Below are 23,792 nucleotides of genomic sequence, written 5' to 3' on the forward strand. Positions count from 1 at the left end.
ACAGCCCCGGTTATTTTTCATTACATTGGCTTCAGGTTTTTTTCTAATCGGGCAGTCATCCATGTCAATCGCTTAAGTTTACCATCTTCTGTCTTAGCATCTAAATATGCCCGTGTATAAGTCTTTTTTACAGAAGGGGACATTGCTTGAAAATTGGCATAAGCTGCTTCATTTTGTTTTAATAACTCTCCCACCATTTCAATCTGTTCCTCTGTTATTGCGGAAGGTTTTCCGGCATTGTCCCACTGGCCGTTTTTCATGGCCTCCTCTATTTTTTCTCTTCCGAATTCGGTCATCAGGCCGCGTTCCTCTAAACTATTGACCAGTGCCTTATTTTTTTCGGACCATTTGCTGTTTTTACGGCGCAAAGAAAAATATTTCACATATGATTTATCATCAACACGTTTCATAACTCCGTCAATCCAGCCATAACATAAAGCCTCTTCAAGGGCTTCTTGCGCTTTTAAGGTTTTAATCTCCTTGGTTTTTCCGAAAAGCAGCCAGACACCTTCACTGGACCGGCTGTTTTGGGACAACCATATTCTGAATTCATCACGTGTTTTAAAGTAAAGTGGATTATCCATACTCAATACCTCCTTGATCTTGTACCGGCACTCGCTGCACTCCGCGTCATGGAAAGAAATGATACCTCCGCACTTGGGACAGGTGTATGCCGCTTTTTGCTGCTCCAGGAATACGTTAAGGCCCAGTCCCTGTACTGCCCTGCTGTTTGCCATAAGACTGCTGTGATAACGGGTATTGTAGCTTTTTTCCAGCGCTTTTACCTGCTTACATGGATACAAGGCACATTCAAAGCAATAAGACAGACCTTTTTCTTTGATACAATCTTTGATCCTGCATTTTCTGCAATGCTCGGGTTTTCCCCGGTCACCTTTTATACAGCCTTCACAGGGTTTTTTGTGATAACAGTGTTTATAGCAAACCATGCAATTCATTCCGCAGGGCGCAAACATGGCAGGCTCTATTTTTTCCGGCATCTTCATTTTTATTCGCTCCTTATTTAAAAAGACATGAACATATATTTCTGATATTTGTCCATGCCTTCTTTTCTTTGCAGCTTACTGCAATACTATTTTACCAAAATAAATACGCCAACTGTATGTCATGTTTGTTTTTACTTATCCCAGAAACCTGCGGATGGTTATGGCTGCCTGTTCCGCATTGGAATGAATGGCCGGATGGCCGCCCTCTGGGAAAACACAGATCTCTGCTCCTGTTTCACTGGCTATTGTACGGTATTCCGCCTGTAAGTCCTCTCTGGCCATTTCATCCCCTTCACTGCCCATAAGCAGAAGCGGAACCTGCAGGCTGGTCAGGGATTTGGAGAATAATGGAAGTTTCTTTTCGGCACACTGCGTCAATGCCCTGGTATCCATATCCACGATACGCTCCCAGTCTTCGCCCTGACACCATCGGTAAAATTCTACTGCCATGGCATCCTTCTTAGCGTTTATCCGCTCTTTTATCAGGTTTGCAGAAAAATCGTCTGCTAATGTCCGGCCATCAAAACTGTCGGCTACTACCCTGCCGATCAGGCCCGGGCGTTTTAATGCAGCATTGATAGCGACCCACGCACCACCGCTTGTCCCCACAAGATTTACCCGGCCAAGCTTTAGATGTTCCAGTAATGCAATGGTCTGTTCGGCTTCCTCCATCCAGAGTTCCGGGGGAAATTCCTCCAGGCGGTCTGAATTTCCGTGGCCCAGAAAGTCTATGAGAATGATATGGTATGTATCCTCATATAGAGGGAGCAAAGGCTCGAACATTCTGGAAGATGCTGTATTGCCGTGCAGGAATAACACAGGTTTTCCTTTTCCCGTTTCTGTGTAATAAATTTTTTTTGACTGATAATAGAAATATGACATAGTCTGCCTCCTAATCGTTTCTCTGTTTTTGGTTTTCTGATCTGATTAGCAAGGCTTGTAAACACCAACACCTTGCTGTTAGTGTTTTGTGATCCAAATTCCCATAGTTTGCAACCTCCGTTCTTAATATGTTCTCAGTATACCATAGAATCATGGGAATTCCACTTAAACTTACTTATTATGTATGAGCACACTTTGGCCCGGGAAACGTATCTATATAAATTTACCGTATGCGTTATGTTCTGTAAAGCGATTCATTTAAAGGTATCACTAAAACATTTCAGTTCGCACTTAACTTTATCAGACAACTGATTGTATTCAATATCATCAATTGCACCTTGAAGCGTGTATAAATGAACTAAGCAGACATTGGGAAAGTGCATTTTTAAGCGAATGAATGCTTCTTTACTGCCAATCTGTATCAATTCTTCTGTGGAACAGATACCAACTGATTTTAGTTTCTTTTCAATTTCATTTCCAATATTACGCATAGAAGTTAGTTTTGCCACTATATCACATCCTTTCGCTCTTTTGCCAAATGCAAAAAGCTATTTTTTTCTACAAGTGATCTTCTCCGTTATTGTAGCAACTACCGTTACAAAATGCAATAACTTATTATTTCGGGGTAGAAAAACCATTTTCTTCCATCCGTCCAGTATGAGTGCCCTGCTCCACGATCATTTCATTGCAGCCTTCTCCTCTTTTGGCCGGAAAACATGGCGCTCGGCTTTCAAAATTGACAGAATATTTGAACATTGCTATAATCAGTGTAAACTACCCTATAACAGGAAGGCCTAAGTTTAGTACATATACCCATTTAGGAGGTCATCAGATGGAATTACGGGTTCTTCAGTATTTTCTTGCCATTGCCAGGGAACAGAGCATTATCCGCGCTGCGGAATCCCTGCATCTTTCTCAACCGACATTATCCACCCAGATAAAAAACCTGGAGGAAGAACTGGGAAAGCAGCTCTTGATTCGCGGTACAAAAGGTTCACGAAAAGTGACTCTCACCGATGAAGGAATGATTTTGCGAAAGCGGGCAGAAGAAATCCTTGAATTGGTCAAAAAAACAGAAAAGGAAGTTACGCTCACCAATGACATTGTTATGGGGGATATTTATATCGGGACCGGGGAGACAGATGCGGTCCGTATTTTAGCGCAGGCCGCAAAAAGCCTGCAGAACACAGCCCCCGGCATTCATTACCATATTTGCAGCGGGAATTCCACTTTTGTAATGGAACGGCTGGATAAAGGCCTGCTGGATTTTGGCATTGTATTTGGTCCGGTGGACTTGACGAAATACAATGCGCTCAAAATACCTGCCAGAGATGTCTGGGGTGTTTTGATGAGAAAGGATTCACCCCTTGCATTAAAAGAAACAATATCACCGGATGATTTATGGGACCGGCCTTTGATCATATCCCAGCAGGAAGAGAAAGGCGGTGCTTTAGCACAATGGCTGAAATGTCAAATATCGGATCTGAATATAGCGGCCACGTACAATTTGATCTTTAATGCTTCTTTGATGGTAGATGAAGGCCTGGGCTATGCCGTTTGTTTGGACAAGATCATAAATACAACAGGAAACAGCAGCCTTTGCTTCAGACCGCTGGACCCAGGGCTTGAGGCGGAAATGAGTATTATATGGAAAAAATATCAGATATTCTCCAAACCTGCAGAAAAATATATTGCAGTCTTAAAGGAACATCTGAATGCTGACCACACGTAGTTAAAGGATAATAGGATACCGGTTAAGGATGGTGATAACAAGTGAAAAAAATATTTCTGGTTGAAGATGATAAGGAAATTGCCAAGAATCTTACGCTTCTGCTTCGTTCGGAGGGCTTTCAGGTTACCCATGCACCCACCCAACAAGAGGCGGTTTCCATGCTGGCGGAAAATAAATTCGACCTGGCGTTGGTGGACATATCCCTGCCGGACGGCAACGGCTTTACAGTCTGCACGGAAATCAAACAGACACAGAAGATACCCGTTATCTTCCTTACAGCATCCGGTGATGAAGCCAGTGTTGTAACCGGTCTGAATATGGGGGCAGATGACTATATCACAAAACCTTTCCGCCCGCGCGAATTGATCGCCCGGATTGGTACTGCCCTGCGGAAATTCGGGTGTTCGCCGTCTGCCTTTGAAATGTGCGGTCTTTATGTGGATACCTCCAGCAGCGTGGTGAAGAAGGACGGCAAAGAGGTTTTTCTCTCCGCCTTAGAGTACCGCCTGCTGCTGGTGTTTATCAACAATCCCAAGATCATCCTGACAAGGGACAGACTGCTGGATGAATTGTGGGACGCGGCAGGTGAGTTTGTCAATAACAATACCCTGACCGTCTACATCAAACGGCTTCGTGAGAAGATCGAGAGTGATCCTGCAAACCCGCAGATAATCCTTACTGTCCGCGGAACGGGATATCGGCTGGGAGGCAGTTATGTTTCGGAATAGAGAAATCCGGCAGTTTTTGGTCTTATTTGTTATCCTGGCCTTCACTGCAGCGGCAGCCGGATTTGTCATCCATCCCGCAGCAGGGATACTGTCCCTGGTTACTACTGCTGCTTTTGGCACTGCTTTTTTTGTATTTACGAAAGCCCGTTATAAGAACCTGTCACAGATTTCCGAACAGATTGACCTTGTCCTTCATAATGCGGATCATTTGTTTATCAGTGAATCTGAGGAGGGCGAACTTTCTATCCTGCAAAGCGAGATCACAAAAATGACACTGCGTATTCGGGAGCAAAACGAAGCCTTAAAAAAGGAGAAGCAGCATCTTGCCGATTCTCTCGCTGACATTGCCCATCAGCTCCGCACTCCCCTTACCTCTGCCAACCTGATATTGTCTTTGCTGGAGAATGCTTCAGATGTTAAGGAACGAAAGACTCTGCTGCGGGAAACAGAGGAATTATTTGTACAGATGGACTGGCTGGTTACTTCCCTGTTGAAATTATCCCGGCTGGACGCAGGGATCGTGGTTTTTCAGGAGGGAAATATAGAAGTAAAAAGTGTGATTAACGCTGCACTGCGCCCATTTCTGATCCCAATGGAACTGCACAACATCGTTCTGCAAACAGACATCGCAGAAGGAGCCAGGATCCGGGGGGACGCAGGCTGGCTTTCGGAGGCAGTCCAGAATGTGATTAAAAATTGTATCGAAAGTGCCGGTGATAACGGAAAGATTGAAATTGTCTGTGAAGATACCCCGCTGTTTGTTGAGATCACCCTTCATGACAGCGGGACAGGTTTCAAAAAAGAAGATCTGCCCTGCCTGTTTGACAGATTCTACCGTGGAAAAAATACAGACACTGCGGGTTACGGGATCGGCCTGGCACTCTGTAAGACGATCATTACCCGGCAGGGCGGAACGGTCACTGCAAAAAATCATCCCAAGGGCGGTGCTGTATTTTCCATCCGTTTTCCAAAATGATGCATACCTTGGTGATGACAAAATACGGATTGTCCCATATGGCATCAATGCCGGTCCACAGTTTTTTTAAATTTAGGAATGCTTGTTTCCTGACAATTTGCCAGCCAGTCAAGACTCTCCGCAAAATAAAGATACCCCGCATCATGAAACTGCGCTTCCTCCCGGACATTCCCGGGACTTGTGTCAGTCCTCTTCTCTTCTGCGCACCCGCAAAGGCATAATGCCGCAAGGATCTTAAATCGGAACATCCCTTCTGGTAAATCCGTGTCGAAGATGATAGAATAATAAAATACCTGTAACTGTTCAGTACCCTCACAGTTACAGGCAAAAATCCATGCAGAACCGCCTTTGGCGATGGGATTTTTGCTTGGCTGCGGATTGCTTTCTTACGGTCAGCGCAGTGAATGTGCAGACCTACTGAATAGTTACAAATACATCATAATTCCAGGGAGGCATAGGACAGTTGCGAAGTGAACAACAATTTTCTAATCTTATCTATGAATATTTTCTGAAAAGAATTCAATTCCGATATTACAAATGCGGAGACCTTCTGCCCTCAATTGATACACTCTGCCGTGAATTCAGTGTCTCGGCCCTGACAGTGAAAATAGGTCTGCAGCGTCTGCGGGCGGAGGGATATATTGATATGCACAACGGAAGGTCAACAAAAGTGATTTTCAAGCAGACGCAGGCAGAAGCCTATCAGTGCGCAAATCAATATTTTTCCCGGAGGATTGAAAGTTTTAAAGACCTCTATCAAACTACGGAAATGATCATCATGCCGCTGCTGCTGGAAAGTTTCCACAGGATGGACGAGCAGGACTTGGCGTTTCTTGACCGTCTGGCAAAAGGAAGCAGCGCTGATGATATACTCCATTTTTTCTGCTTTGTTCTGCAGAAGATGGAGAATCCTCTGGCTATGAATTTATATTGGGAGACGTCCTTTTTCTGGGGACTGCTTTTTGTGAAACAGGGCGGAAAAAAGGACCTGAGTGATTTGAAGATCATGCATGAGGAAATGGGGGACTGTGTCTTTCTGGCAGGCAGGAAGGACTGGGCTTCCCTGCATAAAAAATTACAGGTCTTCCGGAAGGATTCCGTGGGGAACGCAGTAGAAAGCCTGTCACAGATGATCCCACCGGCAAAGGGGGAAAAGCAGATCCCGTTTGAATGGCGGATATACCGTGAGCGTCCTCAGGTATGCTACAGTCTGGCCTCCCATATCATGCATCATATATATATGGGCAGATATCGTGACACGGATTTTCTTCCATCCTATGAGAGGATGGCGGAGGAATACCGGGTATCGGTCAGTACGGTACGCCGGACAATAAAGGTGCTGAACCAATTAGGGGCAGCCCGTACGATCAACGGAAAAGGGACCAGGATCTTTCGGATCGGGGAGCCTTGTGATGCAACGGATTTTGAAGTACCTGCGATCCGCCGGAATCTGGCTTACTTTATCCAGTCCTTTGAACTGTTTGTATTTTCCTGTGAGACAGTGATGCGGGAGTTTTTAACAGCCGTTTCACAGGAAGAAAGAAATGAGCTGATCAAAGAGCTGGAGGAGAATCTGGACACAGGGCGCTGTGAGCTTTCTCTGTGGTACTGTCTGCTGCTTATCGCCAGATACAGTCCACTGCAGGGAATACGTGAGGTTTACGGACGTATTTACAGCCTGTTTCTCTGGGGATATCCTCTGAAGACGTCCTATGGGAGAAATGTGGATTCCGACCGGGCAATGTATGATTTTACGGTTACAATGATAAGCAGACTGAAAGAGAATGCCATTGATGCCTGTGCCGAGACACTCAGGGAAATGGCAGCCCGGCAGTTTCCTATTGCCCAGCAATATCTGCATCAATGCGGAATCCGGCCGGAAGAACTGAGGCTGACTCCATCCATACGCCTTGTGATAACAGACGAAGTTTAACTAAGACAAAAGCAGCCCGGCAGTTTTTTAATGCCGCGCTGCTTTTGTCTTAGGAAGCATAGATCACAATCCCAGTATCTTCAATATTTCCAAGTGGGGATGTTCCGTATCCGACTGAAATACATCCACATGGTTTATGTCTGCGCTTCTGTCCGAAAAAGCCGGAAAAAGAAAGCCGCACTCCGGTTTACCCGGTTCATAATCGCCCTCCAGCGGACAGATGGCACAAATAAGATATTCAAACATCTCTTCCGACTCCCATAACCGTTCATGGTCTGCTGCCTTTACAGGCACATCGTAGCGGTCATGGAAGACGAGGACCGCGTAGTCATGATCGGATTGATAGGTTTCGGCGATCAGATCATAGAATGTCTCCATCATCACATCATTTTTCAGGCCGCAGGATTTCATCCCCATCAGAAGCTGCCGCATACTGCCCACTTTTATGGAATCCCCGGAAAATTTGTATCTTTTTAAATTTTCATTTGTAGCGGAGAAGGGGACCGCCTTTGCGATCGCAAGGTTCTTTGTTTTATCTCCGGATGAAAGCTTTAGAAAATTAGTATTGAAAGTGCCGTCAATCTCACCGTCTGCATCCATATAACTGCCTGCAACTCTAGTCATGGAAGTCCTTGCCGGTGTCATGCGTCTGGTCAGTTCCAGCATATCCTCTCTGTTTATCATTTCAGTCTCCTTGTGAAGATTATACGTTTCCTATATATTCATATCACAATTTTTCTTTGTCCACAAGAGGAAATCACACGGCCCGGCACCTCAAACTTAACGGTATAGTACATGATCCATCATTTCCCTGGTAAAACCGGCTTCCTTCAGGGCATCCCCCATCTCTGCAGGATACTCTTTGACGGTGAGCCTCTTCTTATCCGGAAAAAGTGCTTTTTCCCGGAATGCGAGAACAAATTCTTTCAGAACAGCCTTTGGATCCGTGTCTTCCAGCACCCTCAGAACTTTTCCCTGCCGCTCCAGTACCATGACTGGAATGCCGCCCTGCAGCGCCACGGCAGTGCCGGGGACATTCAGAAAAGAACGGCCCTCTAAGTGTTCCAGCACCTTTCCCCAAAGCTGCATGGGGTCTGCTGCGTTCAGCCAGATGATCTGAGGATCCGGATGTGCTAGGGCCTGTACGATGCCCTTGTAGTCCTGTTTTCGTATAAACTGCGCACCGGAGAGTCCGCGTACAAAATAACCTCTCCTTACGCGGCCTGTGAACTCCCAGATACGAAGAACTTCCAGGGCCTGCTTCCAGTCAGGATAAGATCCCTGCTCACGGTCCGTATGAAGAGAGAGGGAACGCCGGAAGGTTTCCCGGCACAGGATGATATTTTCCCGGAAAAAGATTTCCAGAAGCTCCTCCATGGACGGCTTTTTTTGAGGGTGGACCACATCCCACCGTCCCTTAGTCATGGCGGCGATCCTTGCATTGACTCGCTGTCTTGCCGCTGATCTTCTGATCTTTTCCCTGTTCAGCCATTGCCTTACAGGAACAAAGCTGTCTGCACTTACCATTCCTTTTTCCGCCAGCTCCATGAGCAGGCTGCGCACATCTTTGGTTAGGGGAAGATGCGTCAGGGCTTTCAGAAAACTGGCCCCACGCCTGCAAAGTTCCCGGTAGAGAATTTGTTCCTCTGCTGCTTTTGATCCCTCGGCCTGCATATCTTCGGAAAGGGGCGCGTCCCAGTCAATCTCTTCATACCGGAGAAAACATAGCATGTCTCCGGGCAGCATTTTCCAGAAATAATCCCCTTCTGTCAGGATCCGGTCAAGCAGACCTTCACTGTATCTGCGGATTCTTCTGGCAAAGATGATATTTTCCCAGAATATTACGGGGAATCCCTGTCCGCAGAATGATTCGATGGTCTGCTTTAACTGCTCCTCCGGTGAGGCGTTGACCAGGACCCGGCCTGCCATCAGGGAGGCATAGTGTTCCGGCGGCTGTGTGACAGCCTCCGTGCGCAATCCCCGGATGGTGGCGTTTCTTGCCCTGTCGTAGAGTTTGGCATGGTAATAAAAGCCGCTGTCCTCCACCAGTTCCTTTTGGGCGCACAAGGTTTCCAGCCATTGGACCATGCAGTCCATGCCCGGCAGATAGCGCTCCTGAATCTGCTTGGCAGTCCGGGGACCCCGGTAATACAGCATCCGCCGTATGATGTGCATACCATCCTGCTTATCCAGATCAGTGAGTGCATTTTTATATTCTTCACGCTGTTCCGCGGCGATCCAAAGTCCCGGCTCCATATAGTCTGCCAGTTCCTGTGCGGCCAGTTCCTCCAGCCAGTCCGGTATACAGCAAAGTTTGGAAGTCCCCGCGTACATATCCTGCAGCTCCGTTACGGTTACATCGCCTTCCATCATCAGAAGCGTGTGCAGACCTGCGGCATCCTCGGGAAGTTTTCTGCGCTCCTGCACCTTTTTGAGTGACTCTGCCGATGGTTTCAGCTTTTCCATATAGCGCAGTTCGTCATATACGGCCTGTCGGATTCCCGGTGTAGTCGGGGAATATTCGTACATCTCTGCTGCCTCCACGCGCCACTGCATGGGCAGTGACATGGGGGAGGGCGTATCCAGATAAACTTCCCTGACAGCTATCTGACCGCTCTGCACTGCATGGAGTATGCCAAGCATACCCTCTATGTCCCACTGGTCTTCCAGACATTCCCTCTGCGTCTCACGTATCAGGGGATGATTCTTTTCCTGAACAAGGGACTCCAGCATTTCCGTGCTGCGAAGGCGCTGCATCCATAGGGGCTGCCTTCCGTTTTGCTTCATCCCCATCATTAAAGCCCTGGCTGCATTGTAACGGAATGTCATGTTAAAGACAGGGGCTGCCGGAAGCATAGCTTCCAGGATCTTCCTTGCCTTTTCCGTATCTATGGAAAATAAAATGCCCTCAGGCAGAACCTCTTCCCCATAGGGATACAGAAGAATTCCGTCCTCTTCCTCCACGCAGCCCACCGGATTTCCTGTTAATTTCTGTGCTGCATCCTGAAGAAGAAGGGACAGGGGCGTATTGATCCTTTTTCCAAAGAGCGCGTGCAGCATGATCTGGCTGCTCCCTGTGGAGTCCTTGAAATGTTCTGCCACGATAGTCCTGTCATCAGGCAGAATGCCGGTGGCCTTTAACTGGCGCTCTAAAAATCCCGATGTATTTTCCCGGGCAGCCTGGTCAAGCCCAAGATTCTCCAGCTCCTCCGTAAGCCTGCCCCTTCGCTCAGCTTCAGATAAGGTTCTCATGATCCTGCCGAATGCCAGACTGGTTCCAAGGCTCCGGCCCTTGATCTCGCCTTTCCAGAAAGGCAGCCTGGCACCCTCCGCACCGGTCTGTGTAACCACCACGGTATCTTTATCCTGCCCCACGATCTTCCAGGCAAAGGAGCCTAACAGGAATCGGTCCCCAAGCTGTGATTCATAGACAAACTCCTCGTCCAGTTCCCCTACTTTTACACCTTCTTCTGTCTTGGCTGTATACATGCCTTTGTCGGGTATGGTCCCTCCTGCTGCCACAGCCAGCATCCGGCTGTAAGTGTTGGCAAAGACCTGTTCGTGCAGTCTGTCATACAGAATGCGGGGGCGCACGGGAATTTCCCGTTTATGCTCATGATCGCCTGCCAGCATGGCCAGGACATCTTTCACATCCTGCCGGGTGACAGAACGGAAGGTGTACGTGCGGGAAAGGATTTCCATTACGTCATCCACCGTGTAGGCAGTACACGGAATACCTCCGGAACCTTTATCTGTCTCCAGGTTTTTGGCTGTGGCAGCCATAGACACCAGATGCTGTGCCAGTACATCCAGACACATACCGGGCGGGCAGGCCTGTTCTATCCCTCCCTGTCTGGCCACCTGGGCTGTCATGCCGCAGTATAAGGTCTCGGAGGCAGTCCGGGGGTACATATACATAACGCTGACCCGGCCGGGATTATGTCCTGCCCGGCCAAGACGCTGCATGGTGCTGGAAATGGTGCGCGGACAGCCAATCTGCAGTACCTGGTCAATGTCACCCACGTCAATTCCCAGCTCCATGGAGGAGGTGGCACACAGCAGGCGCAGGTTTCCTTTCCGCAGGGAGTCCTCCACTTCTGCCCGCTGTTCCTTTGACAGACTGCCATGGTGCACACGGGCGAAATCCTCGCCCCCAAGCTGATTGACATAGTAGGCAAGTTTTTCCGCATATCGCCGCCCTTCGGAAAACGCGATCACGCTCCTGCACTGCAGACACCTGCTGTATACTTTCTCCGCCAGCTCCTCCCAGACCGGGTCTTTTCTTCTTCCGGGCGCCTGTGCTATGCCGTTTACCTCAATTTGTACCTCTTTCTGCATTTTGGGGGCAACGATATGTGCCGGCTCAGGTGAAAGATAGCCGGCTGCGGTCTGAAGAGGCTCTATGGTGGCAGATAATCCAATCCTCTGGAGAGGATGCCCGCATAGGCTGTCTAATCTGGCAGCGGACAGCATCAGGTGGGCACCACGCTTGGTATCGATCAGCGCGTGCAGTTCGTCGATCACCAGTGCCCCGGCTGTTTTTAGGACCGTCCGTCCGGTCCGGCTGGTCAGCATCAGATACAGGGATTCCGGTGTGATGATAAGTATGTGAGGGGGATGTTTTACCATCCTCTGCCGCTCTTTCTGTGGGGTATCCCCAGTCCGTATGCCTACACGGATCTTCCCGGCACCTTCTCCGCCCTCCATAGCTCCGATTCCGTCCAGAGGCCTGTTTAAATTTTCTCTGATATCTCCGGCCAGGGATTTCAGGGGAGAAACATAGATCAGATAGAGCTCCTCCTTCAGTCCCCCCTCTTTTGCCAGTGCCTGCAGACGGTCTATAAATACCAGAAAGGCGGATAATGTTTTTCCGGTTCCGGTGGGCGCGCTGATGAGGACAGGGCCGCCGGCTTTTATGGCAGGCCATGCTTCCTGCTGGACTTTTGTGGGCTGTCCGAAAGCCTGCCGGAACCAGGAAGCGGTGGGCTGTGTAAATAGGTTCAGGCTGTCTTGTGTCATCTCTTTCATGTATTCATCCTTTCCATACCTGTATTTCAGCCGGCAGAAGCCGGGTAAATGTTCTGTTACGATTGTACACCAAAAAGATGGTCTCGTGTAGGGTTTCATTGGCTTTTTCCACCTATTTTGTTATAATTACGTTACTGTACACAGGCCACTGTACCGGGAGGCGTTTTCATGCTGAAAGCATGAATATCCCGAGGCAGCCAGCGCGATATGGAGCAGAATGCTCCATATCTGTGCATCGCGAAGCGTGTTACTGGACACGGAGTGAACAATAACATATAATTACCTGTGCAAAGAGAAAATGGCAAGGAGAACAGATTTGAAAGAAGGATATTATTTGATCGGTGAAGTCAGTAAAATAACGGGAATATCAAAAGATACCCTGCATTTCTATAATAAGATCGGACTTCTGGTACCGGATTACATAGAGGAAAAGAACCAATACCGCTACTACTCCCGCTGGAATCTGTGGCAATTGGATATTATAACCACATGCCGCAAGCTGAGTGTGCCTTTGGACAAGGTAAAACAGATACTGGATTTTCATGACAACAGCAAGATCACACAGCTTCTGCTGGATTACAGAAATGAAGCCCTCCGGCTGAGCAGATATTATCAGCAGGTGGCGGAGGATATCCTGTGGTATGACGAGGAAAATAAAAGGGTCTCAAAAGCGATCCACTCCGATGTGGTAAAAAAGAAATGGCTGAAGGGGGAGACTGTGATCGCCGGCATAATGGCTGGGGACGGTACCTCCTATCACGCCAATCTGCAGGCTGCCGCCAAGGATGAACTTCGGTTTGCGGACACCATACAGAGAAAGTACGGATATATACTGGATCTGGAGGAAATGAAAAAGGGAAACATCTATAAATGCAGGGAATATCTGAAAATCGCGGACAGCAGCTATTCACACGTCAGCCCCGAAAATCTGCACGTCACACCAACAGGGGAGTATGCAGTCTGTATTGTCCGGATCATCCGGGAATCTGCGGATTTTGAACCGCTTTTTACCTGGATGGAAGAACACGGATATACAACAGATGCCGTGTATGCAGATGAACTGGGACTGCAGCTTTTTGACTACATAGATGATTATTACTGTGAAATAAAAGCTCATTTGATAAAAAAATAAAATAGCACTTGACTGTGTAGTTACTCCATCCTTTATTCTTTTTTCGTTGAGAAAGGATGGTTAAATATGAAACAGACACCTATATGGAAATTACTGCTCAAATTATCGCCTCCGGTTATGCTTGCCCTGCTGATCCAGTCTGTGTATAACATAGTGGACAGTTATTTTGTGGCAAAATACTCGGCGGAGGGCCTGACTGCCCTGTCTATTATTTTCCCCGTTCAGCTTCTGATGACTGCCGTGGCAACCGGGACCGGAACCGGCATCAACATTCTGGTTTCACGCATGGATGGAGCTGACGCAGAAGGTTCCCAGAATGATATTATAAAAAGCGGATTCTTTCTGGGGATCGTGAATTTTGCGGTGTTTGCCGCAATTGGACTGCCGGTATTGCATGTCTACTGCCGCTTTTCCTCTGACCAGCCTATGGTCCAGGCAGGGGGAATGCAGTACGGTGCCATTATCTTTCTGTTTTCCCTGGGCATGTTTGTGGAGGCCAATTGTACAAAAATACTGCAGGCAAGGGGAAATATGGTCCTTCCCATGTGCGCACAGATCTTGGGCGCAATGCTCAATATTGTGCTGGATCCGCTTCTGATCTTCGGAAAGTTTGGCTTTCCTGTTATGGGGATCCGGGGAGCTGCCATTGCCACTGTGATCGGTCAATGGAGTGCCATGGCGGTGGTCCTGATCTCAGTGCTGCAGCATGGTCCCTTAAACGGCAGGATAAGAGCAAAAAGCTGTGTCCTGATCTATAAGACCGGGATGCCTGCCATTATCATGCAGTCCCTCTATACCCTGTATATGGTCGGCCTGAACCTGATCCTGAAGCAGTTTACAGAGGATGCCGTCACTGTGCTTGGCCTCTACTATAAACTACAGACTTTCTTCTTTATCCCCCTAATGGGGCTTCAGCAGGTCATCCTGCCTGTCATGAGCTTTAACTATGGAGCCGGAGAACATCGGCGTGTGAAAGATACACTCAAATATTCCGTCGCAGCCTCTGTCATCGTGATGGTACTTGGCTGCGGAATTTTCATGGCAGTGCCGGGCCAACTGCTTTCCATCTTTTCCGGAAAAAAAGAAATCCTGGAGATTGGCTGTACCGCGCTCCGCATAATTTCCCTTAGTTTTATTCCGGCAGCTTTTGTGATCATGCTGACTGTCTATTTCCAGGGGGTAAATATGGGAAAGGCAAGCATCCGTATTACTATACTGCGGCAGATCATACTTCTGGTGCCCTTGGCATGGATCTTTCATTTTAAAGGGCTCTCTTATGTATGGCTGACCTTTCCGGTAACAGAGCTGATCGCACTTGCGTTCTGCGTCCGCTTATATACCGGAAAAAGACCGGAGGATATACGGAAAGAAAAAACAGCGGCGGGTACATATGACTGCAGTGCGGTCTCAGACCTCTGACAGTTCTGTTGGGGATTGTGGCCGGTTTTTAAAGACTGCCCTAAACAGCAGTCTGGTAAGGGGACCTGCTGCAAACAGATTCCAAAGCAGGGCCATGGGAAAGTTTTTGATCAGAGTACCTGCCCATATGGCCGGAAGCTGGCTTACCGGTGCATGAGCCAGTATCAGATTGAAAAGTATGGCAGCAGTCAGGCTCATAGTGGGGCACATAATGAAAACAGTACAGCTGGATATTATCACAGTGATGAAAAACGGATTATCCTTCTCTGAACGGATGATCCGCGCTGCCAGTTTGTGCCCGATTCTGTTCCCCCATAAATTAGAAAACAGGAATACAAATATCCACATATAAGACGCTTCTGCCAAGGCGTCCAGGAACACCTGGTTTGTCATGTTACTGAAGCCTCCCGCCATGGTGTTATACCCCATTTTAACGGCAATGTTATAGACTTCCATCCCGTAGGCCATGGTCATGGACATGATGATCCCGAAAATAATTCCCTGAAACTTTGTTTTGGGCATAATAATAAGTCCTCCTCTTTTTGATGAGAAAAAGGCGTAATCACAGAGGTTACCTCATAGACTACGCCTTGGAGACTTATTTCTATTGATACCGCAAACCATGCACCGGTTGGGAACATGAAGATCACAGCCATTTTCTTGTTGTCAGCCGTTATTTTAGCAGAAATTTTCTCGTTTGTCAAAGGGAGAGAAGAAAATTTATTCTGAGAACCGGATACGCTCAATCATACTCTGCTTTCTGAAATTCTTCATGATCAGATAGGTCAGAAGAATCTGGATGACAAGGATAACGGCCACCAGAATCACCGTCTGCATGACCGGATAATGGTATGCGACGATACCGAACATCCTGTGTTCTTTTGCATATAAAAAGGTAAGATAGCCGAGGATATTTCCAATCCCCAGGGAGAACAAAAGCGTTCCCGCCGTGTAGAAGATACCCTCCATCTGGAGCATGCGCACCATCTGTTTTTCAGAGAGGCCGATGGCCTGCATGATGCCCAGTTCTCTTCTTCTCACATAGATACTGTTGACCATGGTGTTGATCAGGTTCATAATACCCACACCACTCAGAACGATCATGAATACATAGCAGAGCTGGGAGGTAAAACTGGTATTTTTCTCATTGTACGCTACTTCATCCTCATAGCTTTTCAGGTTAAGCAGCCCTGATTCTTTTATGAGTGCCTGGAGCTGTGTTTCAGCATTTTTCAGTTCCCTGCCGCTTGCAGCTATGGACCAGTAATAATCCATATCAAGTCCGGCCAGTTCTTTGATCACGGAATCAGGCAGGGCAAGAAAAGCAAAATGGTTCAGTCCATACGGCATATCAGCAATAGCCGCGATCTCAAATGTTTTTTCAACCGGATCATTTCCGGAAGTGATGGAAATGCGGACCGTATCTCCTATTTCGGTGCCTGGCATATAACTCTGCATATTTTTGTCTATGAGGATTTTATCCCCCTGCTGCAGCTCCTCATAAGTACAGGAACCCTCCACGATGGATTTTTCCATTCTGTCTGCATATTCCTCGGGTATTCCGATTATGCCTGTCTTCCATATGTCATCTCCATCCATATGATCCGGGAGCTCCACATCTAAACGACTGGATTTAGTGATCTTCTCTACACCCGGTATGGCAAGCACCTGCTTTTCAAAATCCGGGTTCAGAGGATTATTCTGGCAGATGGCGGACCATTCCAGTTCCGGATGCATCTTATCTCCAGAAGTGCTGTCTACCGATAAAATAAAGTCATCAAAAATGGAATCTCTTGCAATCTCTTTTGGTTCTAAACAGGACAGGATAGTGGAAATTACCATAAAAAGGATTCCTATCAGACTCAGGGTCACGATGGTCATGATCGTGCGCTTTTTGTTTCTTGAAAGATTGGCTCCTGTCAGATGGATCAGGTTCATTTCCAGGTGGCCTTTACGAACTTTTTTCTTTGTTTTTATACTTCCGTCATACCGCATGGCTTCCACTGGGGAGATCTTGGACGCGATCTGCATGGGGCGAAGCAGGGCAAGCGCTACGGTGAGTAACGTGACAACTACAGCCATAACATACATCCATGGTTTTAACAGGACAATCTCATGATTGTTGACCAGTTCTTTAATTACCGCAGCCATGGCGTCATCGGGACTGAACGCAGTAGTCAGATACCGGTATCCCACGGTGGAAAAAATGCTTCCTGCAATTAATCCGGCCGGTACCGCGATACAGGCCGTCAGCATTCCTTCCCGAAAGACGATCTGCCGTATCTGTTTTTTGGTGGCACCCAATGCCTTTATTTTGCCAAATTCCTGCACTTTATATATCATGGAAATATAGTAAAGGCTGTAAATGGTCATGATGCCTGCCAAGATGACAATAAGAAGGATTCCTGCGATTCCTGTATACAGGGAAGGGTCTTTATAGTTGGCAGCAAGGTAGAGGGAATTATCAACTACATCTGCTTCGGAAATACCCAGCTCTTTTGCTAAATCACCGTATATTTCTTTGATATCCGTGGTGTTCATGGAATCTTCGGCTGCGATCCGAAGCATCACCCTGTATTTGCGCACATCCCCAGGCTGTTCCTGCTCCATAAAATCTTTGGAGACCATGGCGGAATACATATTGGAGTCATCGTTCTCTTTTGGTGAGGGGAGCAGTCCGGTGATAACAAAACTTTGTTTCTTCTCAAATCCGATGCCATCCCCTTCCATTGGCTGATAGGGCAGTTCTATAGTGTCCCCGATATCTGCTGTGATCCCTAATATCTTTAAAAGCGCGTCGGATACGACGATCTCATTTCCGTTTTCGGGAAAGGAACCTTTCTCCAGCTTTATTTTGCCTAACTTCCGGGCTGTCTCATCCATGTAGACCATGACAGCGGTGCCATCCGGTACCGGTATCTGCGCCGGGTCCTGGCGGAGGCCCATGGTTTCCACTTCTGCTCTGTGGGAAAGTTCCTCCGCGGTATTGATATCCACATTTCGGTACATCACATGAAATGTGGGGTAAATTTTGTTGGCAGCTGCCATCTCCAAATCTACAGTGCCAAGCCCAAGTGCCGGAACCACAAAGATAAGGATCGTGGTCAGGAAGATGGCAATGCCTGCCATGATATTCTTTCCTTTGTTCTGTTTGAAGTTGGAGAGTGCCGTTTGGTTTATTGTGTTCATTGGCTCACCACCTTACCGTCCTCAATGACAAGGACCCTGTCAGCCATCTGCGCGATGGTCTCGTCATGGGTGATCATCACCAATGTCTGCCCGTATTCGTTTACACAGGACTTTAAAAGAGAGATGACTTCCAGTTCCGTCCTGGAATCCAGGTTTCCGGTTGGCTCATCTGCCAGAATGATGGCTGGTTTGGCAGCAAGGGCACGGGCAATGGCAGCTCTCTGCTGCTGCCCTCCCGAGAGGGTATTGGGCAGGGATTTCAGTTTGTCCGCGATGCCGATACGCTCGGTAAGGTCTTTTACAAATGTATGGTCCACTTTCTTTTTGTCTAAGCCCATGGGGAGCACTATATTTTCCCAGACATTCAGAGAGGGGATCAGATTATAGTTCTGGAAAATAAATCCGATTTTTCTTCTCCGGAATACAGCCAGCTCCTCGTCTTTTAAATCAAATACGCTCTTTCCTTCTATCAGGACTTTGCCGCTGTCCGGGCGGTCCAGTGCACCCAGCATATGCAGCAGTGTACTTTTTCCGGAACCGGAACGGCCTACAATGGCGGTAAATTCCCCCCGTTGTATGGTCATGGTAGTGTGGTCTATGGCTTTCACCAGATTATCCCCGCTGCCGTAATATTTGCATAAGTCTTTTGTTTCCAATAGCATTGATTTCATAGGGGTTCTCCTTATTTTGTGCTTTATTTGTAACTACATGGATTTTTGCCTGTAACTGTGAAGGTACTGAACAGTTACCTTTATTTTATCTTTATTTTACACGGGCATTCTTACAAAAGCATTTCAGACAGGATAACAGATTTGTAAGAATGCACTCCACAGCCGGGAAAAATCTATGCAGAAATATAAAAAAGCTGCCTGTATGAGCAGCCTTTTTGTATTTCTGCATGACAGGCAGTTTGCGGTGAAATTCAGCAGGTCTTGTACTGGGTTTTCGGGAAGGTGATCTGGAATATACTCCCCTTTTTTCCTTTCTTTACGCAGATACTTCCGCCTTGTTCCTCCAGTATTTTCCGAGTGAGATAAAGCCCTACGCCTGAGCCGTCAACTTCCTGGACAAAAGACGTCCTGCCGCGGTAGAACCGTTTGAATATCTGCCCTCTCTCCTCTCTCGGAATCCCAATCCCTTCATCTTCTATCTCAATGAGGAAATAGCTGACCATGGGGTCCACACGGATCTCTATGGCACTGTCCGGTGCCGAATATTTTACAGCGTTGTCAAGAACATTTACTAGTGCCTCCTGGGTCCAGCGGGGGTCCTGAATGATCTCCTCATCCCGGAATTCATTGACAGATAAGGTTATATGCTTCTGGTAAGCTTTCATATATACACTGCTGACAGCACCCTGGATCGTCTTTTTTAAGCTGGCTTTTACAGGCTCCAGACGGATCATATTGGTCTCCAGGCGGGAGAGCTGAACCAGGGATTTTGTGAGATTTTCTAATTTCGTCACTTCATTTTTCCCTTGCATGAGGAAGGATTGCTGCTCTTCTTTTGTAAAGCTGCTGGTGTCCGCAATCTCATAGCACATTTTCAGAGAGGCAAGGGGCGTCTTTAACTGATGGGAAATATCTGTGACCAGTGTTTTTGTCTCTGCAGCCTCACGCTCTATCTGGGACCGCAGCAGATTGTTCTCCTCTTTCAATTGGGTGGTCTTATCTTTCAGCTCAAAGATTTTGAGTTCTGCCCGGCTCTGGAGCTTATTCTGGTATAAAATCAGAAAAGCAAGCAGAAGGGCAAAAAAGACGGCAGTCAGCAACGGTACCGGCAAAAATGAAATGATGGAAGAGGGAAAGGCTGTAAATCTGCCGCTGTAACCGTGTCTGGCTTCCGCTTCTCTGCCTGCAGCAAGAGCCTTTTGGGGGTCAATCTCTGTTTTACCTTCTACGATGCTGGTATATTCGCCTGTTGTGTCAGGGGCCGCAAGGATAAGTCTGCCTAAAAGCTCCTGTTTTTCTGTATATACGGTATCTATCCAGCGAAATGCAGTGTGCAGAGTTCCCAAAAGGATAACTGCCAGTAATCCCAGAAAGATGATCATTCTTTTGTTACGTCCTTTGTCCATATGTATCCCATTCCTCTCACATTTTGTATAGCGTCACATTCCAGCCTGGACTTGAGACGGCTGATATTGACGGGTATGGTGTTGTCGTCCACAAACTGGCCGTCTATATCCCACACAGCTTCCGCAATCTGTTCTTTAGAAAAGATCTGCTGGGGATTTTCCAGGAAAAAGATCAGCAGCTGCAGTTCTTTTTTACTGAGGGACAAAAGTTCCCCGCTTTTCCAGACTTTCATTTCCTGCAGGGATACACGGATATTACCACAGATAAAGGCAGAGGTTTTGGCAGTCTCAACTCTTTTCATAAACGCATGGACCTTGGAAACCAGGACCATCAGACTAAACGGTTTTGTAATGTAATCGTCAGCACCTATATCATAGCCGGTGACAATATCAATCTCCTGGTCCAGGGCAGTCAGGAAAAGGATATAGACCTTGCTCCTCTCTCTTACTTTGCGGCAGAAATCCAGGCCGCTGCCCTCCTTTAAGTTGATATCACTGATGATCAGGTGGATTTCATTATTTTCAAAAAGTTCTTCCGCTTTGGAGGCACCGAAGGCAGAAAGTACATGATACCCCTCCTTTTCCAGGCGCATGGATATTCCCCGGTTCAGATTTTCATCGTCCTCCAGAAGCAATATGGTCTTTTTCAACAGTATTCTCCTCTTTTCTTTTGATAGTCTGATTATAGTGTAATTCCCGTAAATTTGTCAATCGGCATTCCCTCTTTACGGCAGCAGCGTATCCAGATGTTACTGTTTACAGACCAATGTCCCGGGAGGTATTTTCCAAAAGGGATGCCGGGCGATGCGCAGCAAAATCCCGAGTTGGCCAGCGCCAAGATGCAATTCCTTGCATTTTGTACCCTAAAGGGCAGAACTGTGCATCGCGAAACGTGTTACTGTGCAAAGAATTACCTTTATAGTATACTGTGAACAGTAGCATCCAAATATTTCAGCCAGAAACAAAGCGGAAAAAACAGCCAGAAAACCCGTTCCTGTACAAGTGCGCTGCCATCAGGTACATAAAAAACAGCAAAAGAAAAAGAAAGCAGGAGAAAAAATACAGTCATAGCTGCAAGACCACACAGATTTTTTATCTTGACCCTGTTAAGAAAAAGAGTTCCCAGCAGAGCAGCTCCCAGGCCGGATAATACGGATTTCAGAAAATCCATAAAATAGTGCAGCTCTGGGGTGCTTTTTTCTGTTGTCCAAAGCAGAGATATCTCTTCCGTTTTTTGTTTCAGCAGATCAGACCAGAATTCAAAATCAGACCATTTGGAGGGCAGCATCTCTCTTGGTATGCGGATGTCTAGATCTAAGATCCAGATACAGGCCCCGGCGCTCAAAAGAACTAGGATAAGCAGTAAAAATATGGACTTTATGCTGCCATAAGCTCTGATTTTCACAAATATCCTAAAAAGGAGCAGAAACAGTGTAAGGGAGATCAGGATACGAAGCAGCCCCCTTGTCAGGATCCCGTATAAATGCAGTGGGATTCGTATTCCCTGTAGGCCTGTACTGCTTGAAAAACGGCGGATGGTCTCCTGCACATTTTCTTCATCGGAGATTCTAAGAGAAGCACGGTCGAGAATAGCTTTTGTATCCTGATCTGCCTGTAGCAGTACCGTGCCGCTGTCTCCGTACAGGATTCCCGCCACCTCATATTCTCTGCTGCCGATCATAAGCTTCTCCCCACATATCGTTGTACTTCCGTACAGTTCCATGGAAACTTTTTCGTCGATCAGGCAGCTTTTGGTATCACCGGAATCAAGGATACGGCTTCCGGACATGACAAGGTCTGAATTGCCGGAAACGGTGATCAGACTGGCGTCCGCGGCTCTGTTTAGGTTCGGCACGGTAATAGAGACATTTTTTGACTCACCCCAAAGGGTGAAAAGAAATTCGGATTCTCCTGTTTCATCCGGCAGCGCTTCTGTCTGCAGGATACAAGTGTCTTTCCCTGTATCCGTTTGTCCGTACAGCAGAGTCTGCGCAAGGCATATGAAACATCCGGCTCCCAGCAGGAGTGTTGTCATATACCCTGCGATTTTCCTCATTCGTCCTCCAGGCGTATGCGGTCGCCTGCTTTTATGTTCTTTTGGGAGGAGAGGATGATTTTGCTGTTTCCGCTTAAGTCATCGTTTTTTAAAGCTGCCTTGTCCTTGTTTTTTTCCAAAACCTCCACCTCGGCCCGGACTGCCGTAAGTTCGGTTCCCAGTATATTTTCCCTCTCCTCTGCAAGGAGCACAAAATATTTATTATCTTCTGTTCGGAGTGCTTCGAGAGGGACCACGCAGGAGTAGACAGCGGACTTCTTTTCTGCATAAAGCACTGCGTTCTCATCCGCATCAAATTCTCCATTGGAAATGTCTGCGGTGATGTCTGTCAGTTCAGGATTTTCTTTATTTTCACTCAACGAATGAATGGTAAGTCCTTCCACTGTTTTTTTTCCGTCCGGTGATCTTAAAGTGATCCCGTCACCGTTTGAAATGATCTCTGCCTCCTCTTTTGACAAGGACGCCGTAAATCTGCATCCGGAGGAGATGTCTGCCAGGGTGACGCAGCTTCCCTCCACGGTTGTGCTTCCCGCTTCCACGCCGAGTTTTCTCACGATCCCTTCCGCCGGGGAGCATACCTGCCCGTCCGCCTCCAAAATTGCGGCATACTTCTCCTGCTCCATCTGCAGTGTCTTCAGATCCATTTCCGTGGTTTTTGGCGTGCTGTCGGGGGCAGTGGGTTTCCGGGTATCTTCTATTTTGCGCTGTGCGACGGTAAGCCCCTCCTCCTGCTGCCGCAGGGCATCCTCATAGGCATTCTGCGCCTGCGTATAAGCATCTTCAAGCATTTGCCGCTCTTCCTCTCTCGACTGCCCTTCAAGGGCCGATCTGGACGCCTGATAGTCCTCCAGGGCTTGTTCTGCGGCAGTGCAGGCTTCCCGGGCGGACTGGTAAGCGTTTTCGCTCTCCTTCACGTCATTTTCCAGCTCACTTAAGAGTTCCTGTGGTTTCCGGTCTGCTTTTGCCTGTTCCAGAAGTTCTTTTTTCTGCTCTGCATCTGTCTGGGCCTGCTCCAGAAGCAGGCTTTTTTCTTCGCAGGCTCTTTGCAGTTCTTCCTCCACAGAGTCGGGACTGGCTTCCGAACCTTCCGTGCTCTGGCTGTCAAAGGCATCCAGTCGCTCTTCCGCCTCTGTCAAAGCCTCCCATGCCCGCTGTACCTGGGCGTCCGCTGCATCTGCAGTTTGGCTGTAGTCTTCCTCAGCTCTGTTTTGCTCCCTGCTTTTTTCCTGCTGTTCCAGACTGTTTTTTTCCCGGCTGTCCTTTAGCGCAAGCTTTAATTTTTCAATCTCCCGGTCTTTTAACAGTATTTTTTCTGCCAAATCCTCTGTGTCCAGCTCAAACAGTATGTCCTGTGGGGAAACATGGTCCCCCTCGCTGACAAGGACTTTTTTTACACGGATGCCGGGAACCGTATGGACCGCCTGCTGCTGCTTCTCTTTTACTGTTCCTGCTGCAGTCACCTTATATTCCAGGGCGGTCTTTTCAGGAGCTGTACATGTGACCACAGGCGTAATAAGATTGGTGGCTGCCCGGGACAATACGGTAAGTAAGATCATGGCTGCCAGAAATACTACAAGAGCCTGGCCGGCCTTTTTTTGTATATTTGCCAGATGCTTTTCGTTTTGGATCATGATTA

The 23,792-nt window shown here is 47.6% G+C and carries 18 protein-coding genes and 1 pseudogene; 6 read left to right on the top strand and 13 right to left on the bottom strand.

The window, feature by feature from the left end:
- Positions 1 to 20 precede the first annotated feature (20 nt).
- From CI595_RS09880 to CI595_RS09895, 4 genes and pseudogenes are all read right to left on the bottom strand, one after another.
- Entirely contained in the window at positions 21 to 584 is a 564-nt protein-coding gene (locus CI595_RS09880; RefSeq protein WP_095173265.1) for a YdeI/OmpD-associated family protein, read from the bottom strand.
- Between the two features lie 12 nt (positions 585 to 596).
- Positions 597 to 1,004 (bottom strand): annotated as a pseudogene (locus tag CI595_RS27125) (DUF3795 domain-containing protein); the annotation flags it as partial.
- A gap of 135 nt (positions 1,005 to 1,139) precedes the next feature.
- Positions 1,140 to 1,886 carry an alpha/beta fold hydrolase gene (locus CI595_RS09890; RefSeq protein WP_095173068.1) on the bottom strand — a complete coding sequence of 249 codons (747 nt, stop codon included), beginning with the start codon at positions 1,884 to 1,886 and terminating at the stop codon, positions 1,140 to 1,142.
- Positions 1,887 to 2,140: 254 nt separating this feature from the next.
- On the bottom strand, positions 2,141 to 2,395 hold the full coding sequence (locus tag CI595_RS09895; RefSeq protein WP_095173069.1) for a TfoX/Sxy family DNA transformation protein: 255 nt from the start codon (positions 2,393 to 2,395) through the stop codon (positions 2,141 to 2,143).
- Between the two features lie 323 nt (positions 2,396 to 2,718).
- Here CI595_RS09895 and CI595_RS09900 point away from each other — a divergent pair, with 323 nt between their 5' ends.
- The 4 genes from CI595_RS09900 (at position 2,719) to CI595_RS09920 (ending at position 7,255) form a co-directional block, all read left to right on the top strand.
- Entirely contained in the window at positions 2,719 to 3,618 is a 900-nt protein-coding gene (locus CI595_RS09900) for a LysR family transcriptional regulator (RefSeq protein WP_095173070.1), read from the top strand.
- A gap of 41 nt (positions 3,619 to 3,659) precedes the next feature.
- Positions 3,660 to 4,346 carry a response regulator transcription factor gene (locus CI595_RS09905; RefSeq protein WP_095173071.1) on the top strand — a complete coding sequence of 229 codons (687 nt, stop codon included), beginning with the start codon at positions 3,660 to 3,662 and terminating at the stop codon, positions 4,344 to 4,346.
- Entirely contained in the window at positions 4,333 to 5,322 is a 990-nt protein-coding gene (locus CI595_RS09910) for a sensor histidine kinase (RefSeq protein ID WP_095173072.1), read from the top strand. The genes CI595_RS09905 and CI595_RS09910 overlap by 14 nt, the downstream gene beginning before the upstream one ends.
- Positions 5,323 to 5,785: 463 nt before the next feature.
- Entirely contained in the window at positions 5,786 to 7,255 is a 1,470-nt protein-coding gene (locus tag CI595_RS09920; protein WP_095173074.1) for a GntR family transcriptional regulator, read from the top strand.
- Positions 7,256 to 7,318: 63 nt separating this feature from the next.
- Here CI595_RS09920 and CI595_RS09925 read toward each other — a convergent pair whose 3' ends face one another.
- Both CI595_RS09925 and CI595_RS09930 read right to left on the bottom strand, forming a co-directional pair.
- Positions 7,319 to 7,939, bottom strand: a complete 621-nt coding sequence (locus CI595_RS09925) for a DUF4317 family protein (RefSeq protein ID WP_095173075.1) — start codon at positions 7,937 to 7,939, stop codon at positions 7,319 to 7,321.
- Positions 7,940 to 8,035: 96 nt separating this feature from the next.
- On the bottom strand, positions 8,036 to 12,274 hold the full coding sequence (locus tag CI595_RS09930; protein WP_095173266.1) for a DEAD/DEAH box helicase: 4,239 nt from the start codon (positions 12,272 to 12,274) through the stop codon (positions 8,036 to 8,038).
- Positions 12,275 to 12,599: 325 nt separating this feature from the next.
- On the opposite strand from CI595_RS09930, the gene CI595_RS09935 reads away from it, so the two are divergent.
- On the top strand, positions 12,600 to 13,415 hold the full coding sequence (locus CI595_RS09935; RefSeq protein ID WP_095173076.1) for a MerR family transcriptional regulator: 816 nt from the start codon (positions 12,600 to 12,602) through the stop codon (positions 13,413 to 13,415).
- Between the two features lie 66 nt (positions 13,416 to 13,481).
- Positions 13,482 to 14,834 (top strand): MATE family efflux transporter, encoded by a 1,353-nt coding sequence (locus tag CI595_RS09940; RefSeq protein WP_095173077.1) that lies wholly within the window; start codon positions 13,482 to 13,484, stop codon positions 14,832 to 14,834.
- Here CI595_RS09940 and CI595_RS09945 read toward each other — a convergent pair.
- The 7 genes from CI595_RS09945 to CI595_RS09975 form a co-directional block, all read right to left on the bottom strand.
- The gene (locus tag CI595_RS09945) at positions 14,823 to 15,356 is read right to left on the bottom strand and encodes a DUF2798 domain-containing protein (protein ID WP_095173078.1); all 534 of its coding nucleotides are present in this window, start codon (positions 15,354 to 15,356) and stop codon (positions 14,823 to 14,825) included. The two genes, CI595_RS09940 and CI595_RS09945, sit on opposite strands and share 12 nt — an antisense overlap.
- 198 nt (positions 15,357 to 15,554) lie before the next feature.
- The gene (locus CI595_RS09950) at positions 15,555 to 18,023 is read right to left on the bottom strand and encodes an ABC transporter permease (RefSeq protein WP_095173079.1); all 2,469 of its coding nucleotides are present in this window, start codon (positions 18,021 to 18,023) and stop codon (positions 15,555 to 15,557) included.
- Entirely contained in the window at positions 18,020 to 18,694 is a 675-nt protein-coding gene (locus CI595_RS09955) for an ABC transporter ATP-binding protein (RefSeq protein WP_095173080.1), read from the bottom strand. Before CI595_RS09955 ends, CI595_RS09950 begins: the two co-directional genes overlap by 4 nt.
- Positions 18,695 to 18,945: 251 nt before the next feature.
- Positions 18,946 to 20,100, bottom strand: a complete 1,155-nt coding sequence (locus CI595_RS09960; RefSeq protein WP_095173081.1) for a sensor histidine kinase — start codon at positions 20,098 to 20,100, stop codon at positions 18,946 to 18,948.
- Entirely contained in the window at positions 20,073 to 20,750 is a 678-nt protein-coding gene (locus CI595_RS09965) for a response regulator transcription factor (RefSeq protein WP_095173082.1), read from the bottom strand. The genes CI595_RS09960 and CI595_RS09965 overlap by 28 nt, the downstream gene beginning before the upstream one ends.
- Before the next feature lie 266 nt (positions 20,751 to 21,016).
- A complete protein-coding gene (locus CI595_RS09970) occupies positions 21,017 to 22,156 on the bottom strand; it encodes an ABC transporter permease (RefSeq protein ID WP_095173083.1) in 1,140 nt (379 codons plus the stop codon).
- A complete protein-coding gene (locus tag CI595_RS09975; RefSeq protein ID WP_095173084.1) occupies positions 22,153 to 23,787 on the bottom strand; it encodes a biotin/lipoyl-binding protein in 1,635 nt (544 codons plus the stop codon). The genes CI595_RS09970 and CI595_RS09975 overlap by 4 nt, the downstream gene beginning before the upstream one ends.
- Between the last annotated feature and the right edge of the window lie 5 nt (positions 23,788 to 23,792).

Origin of the sequence: Blautia hominis (assembly GCA_002270465.1) — a bacterium.
In the GTDB taxonomy this organism is placed as follows: Bacteria; Bacillota; Clostridia; order Lachnospirales; family Lachnospiraceae; genus Blautia; species Blautia hominis.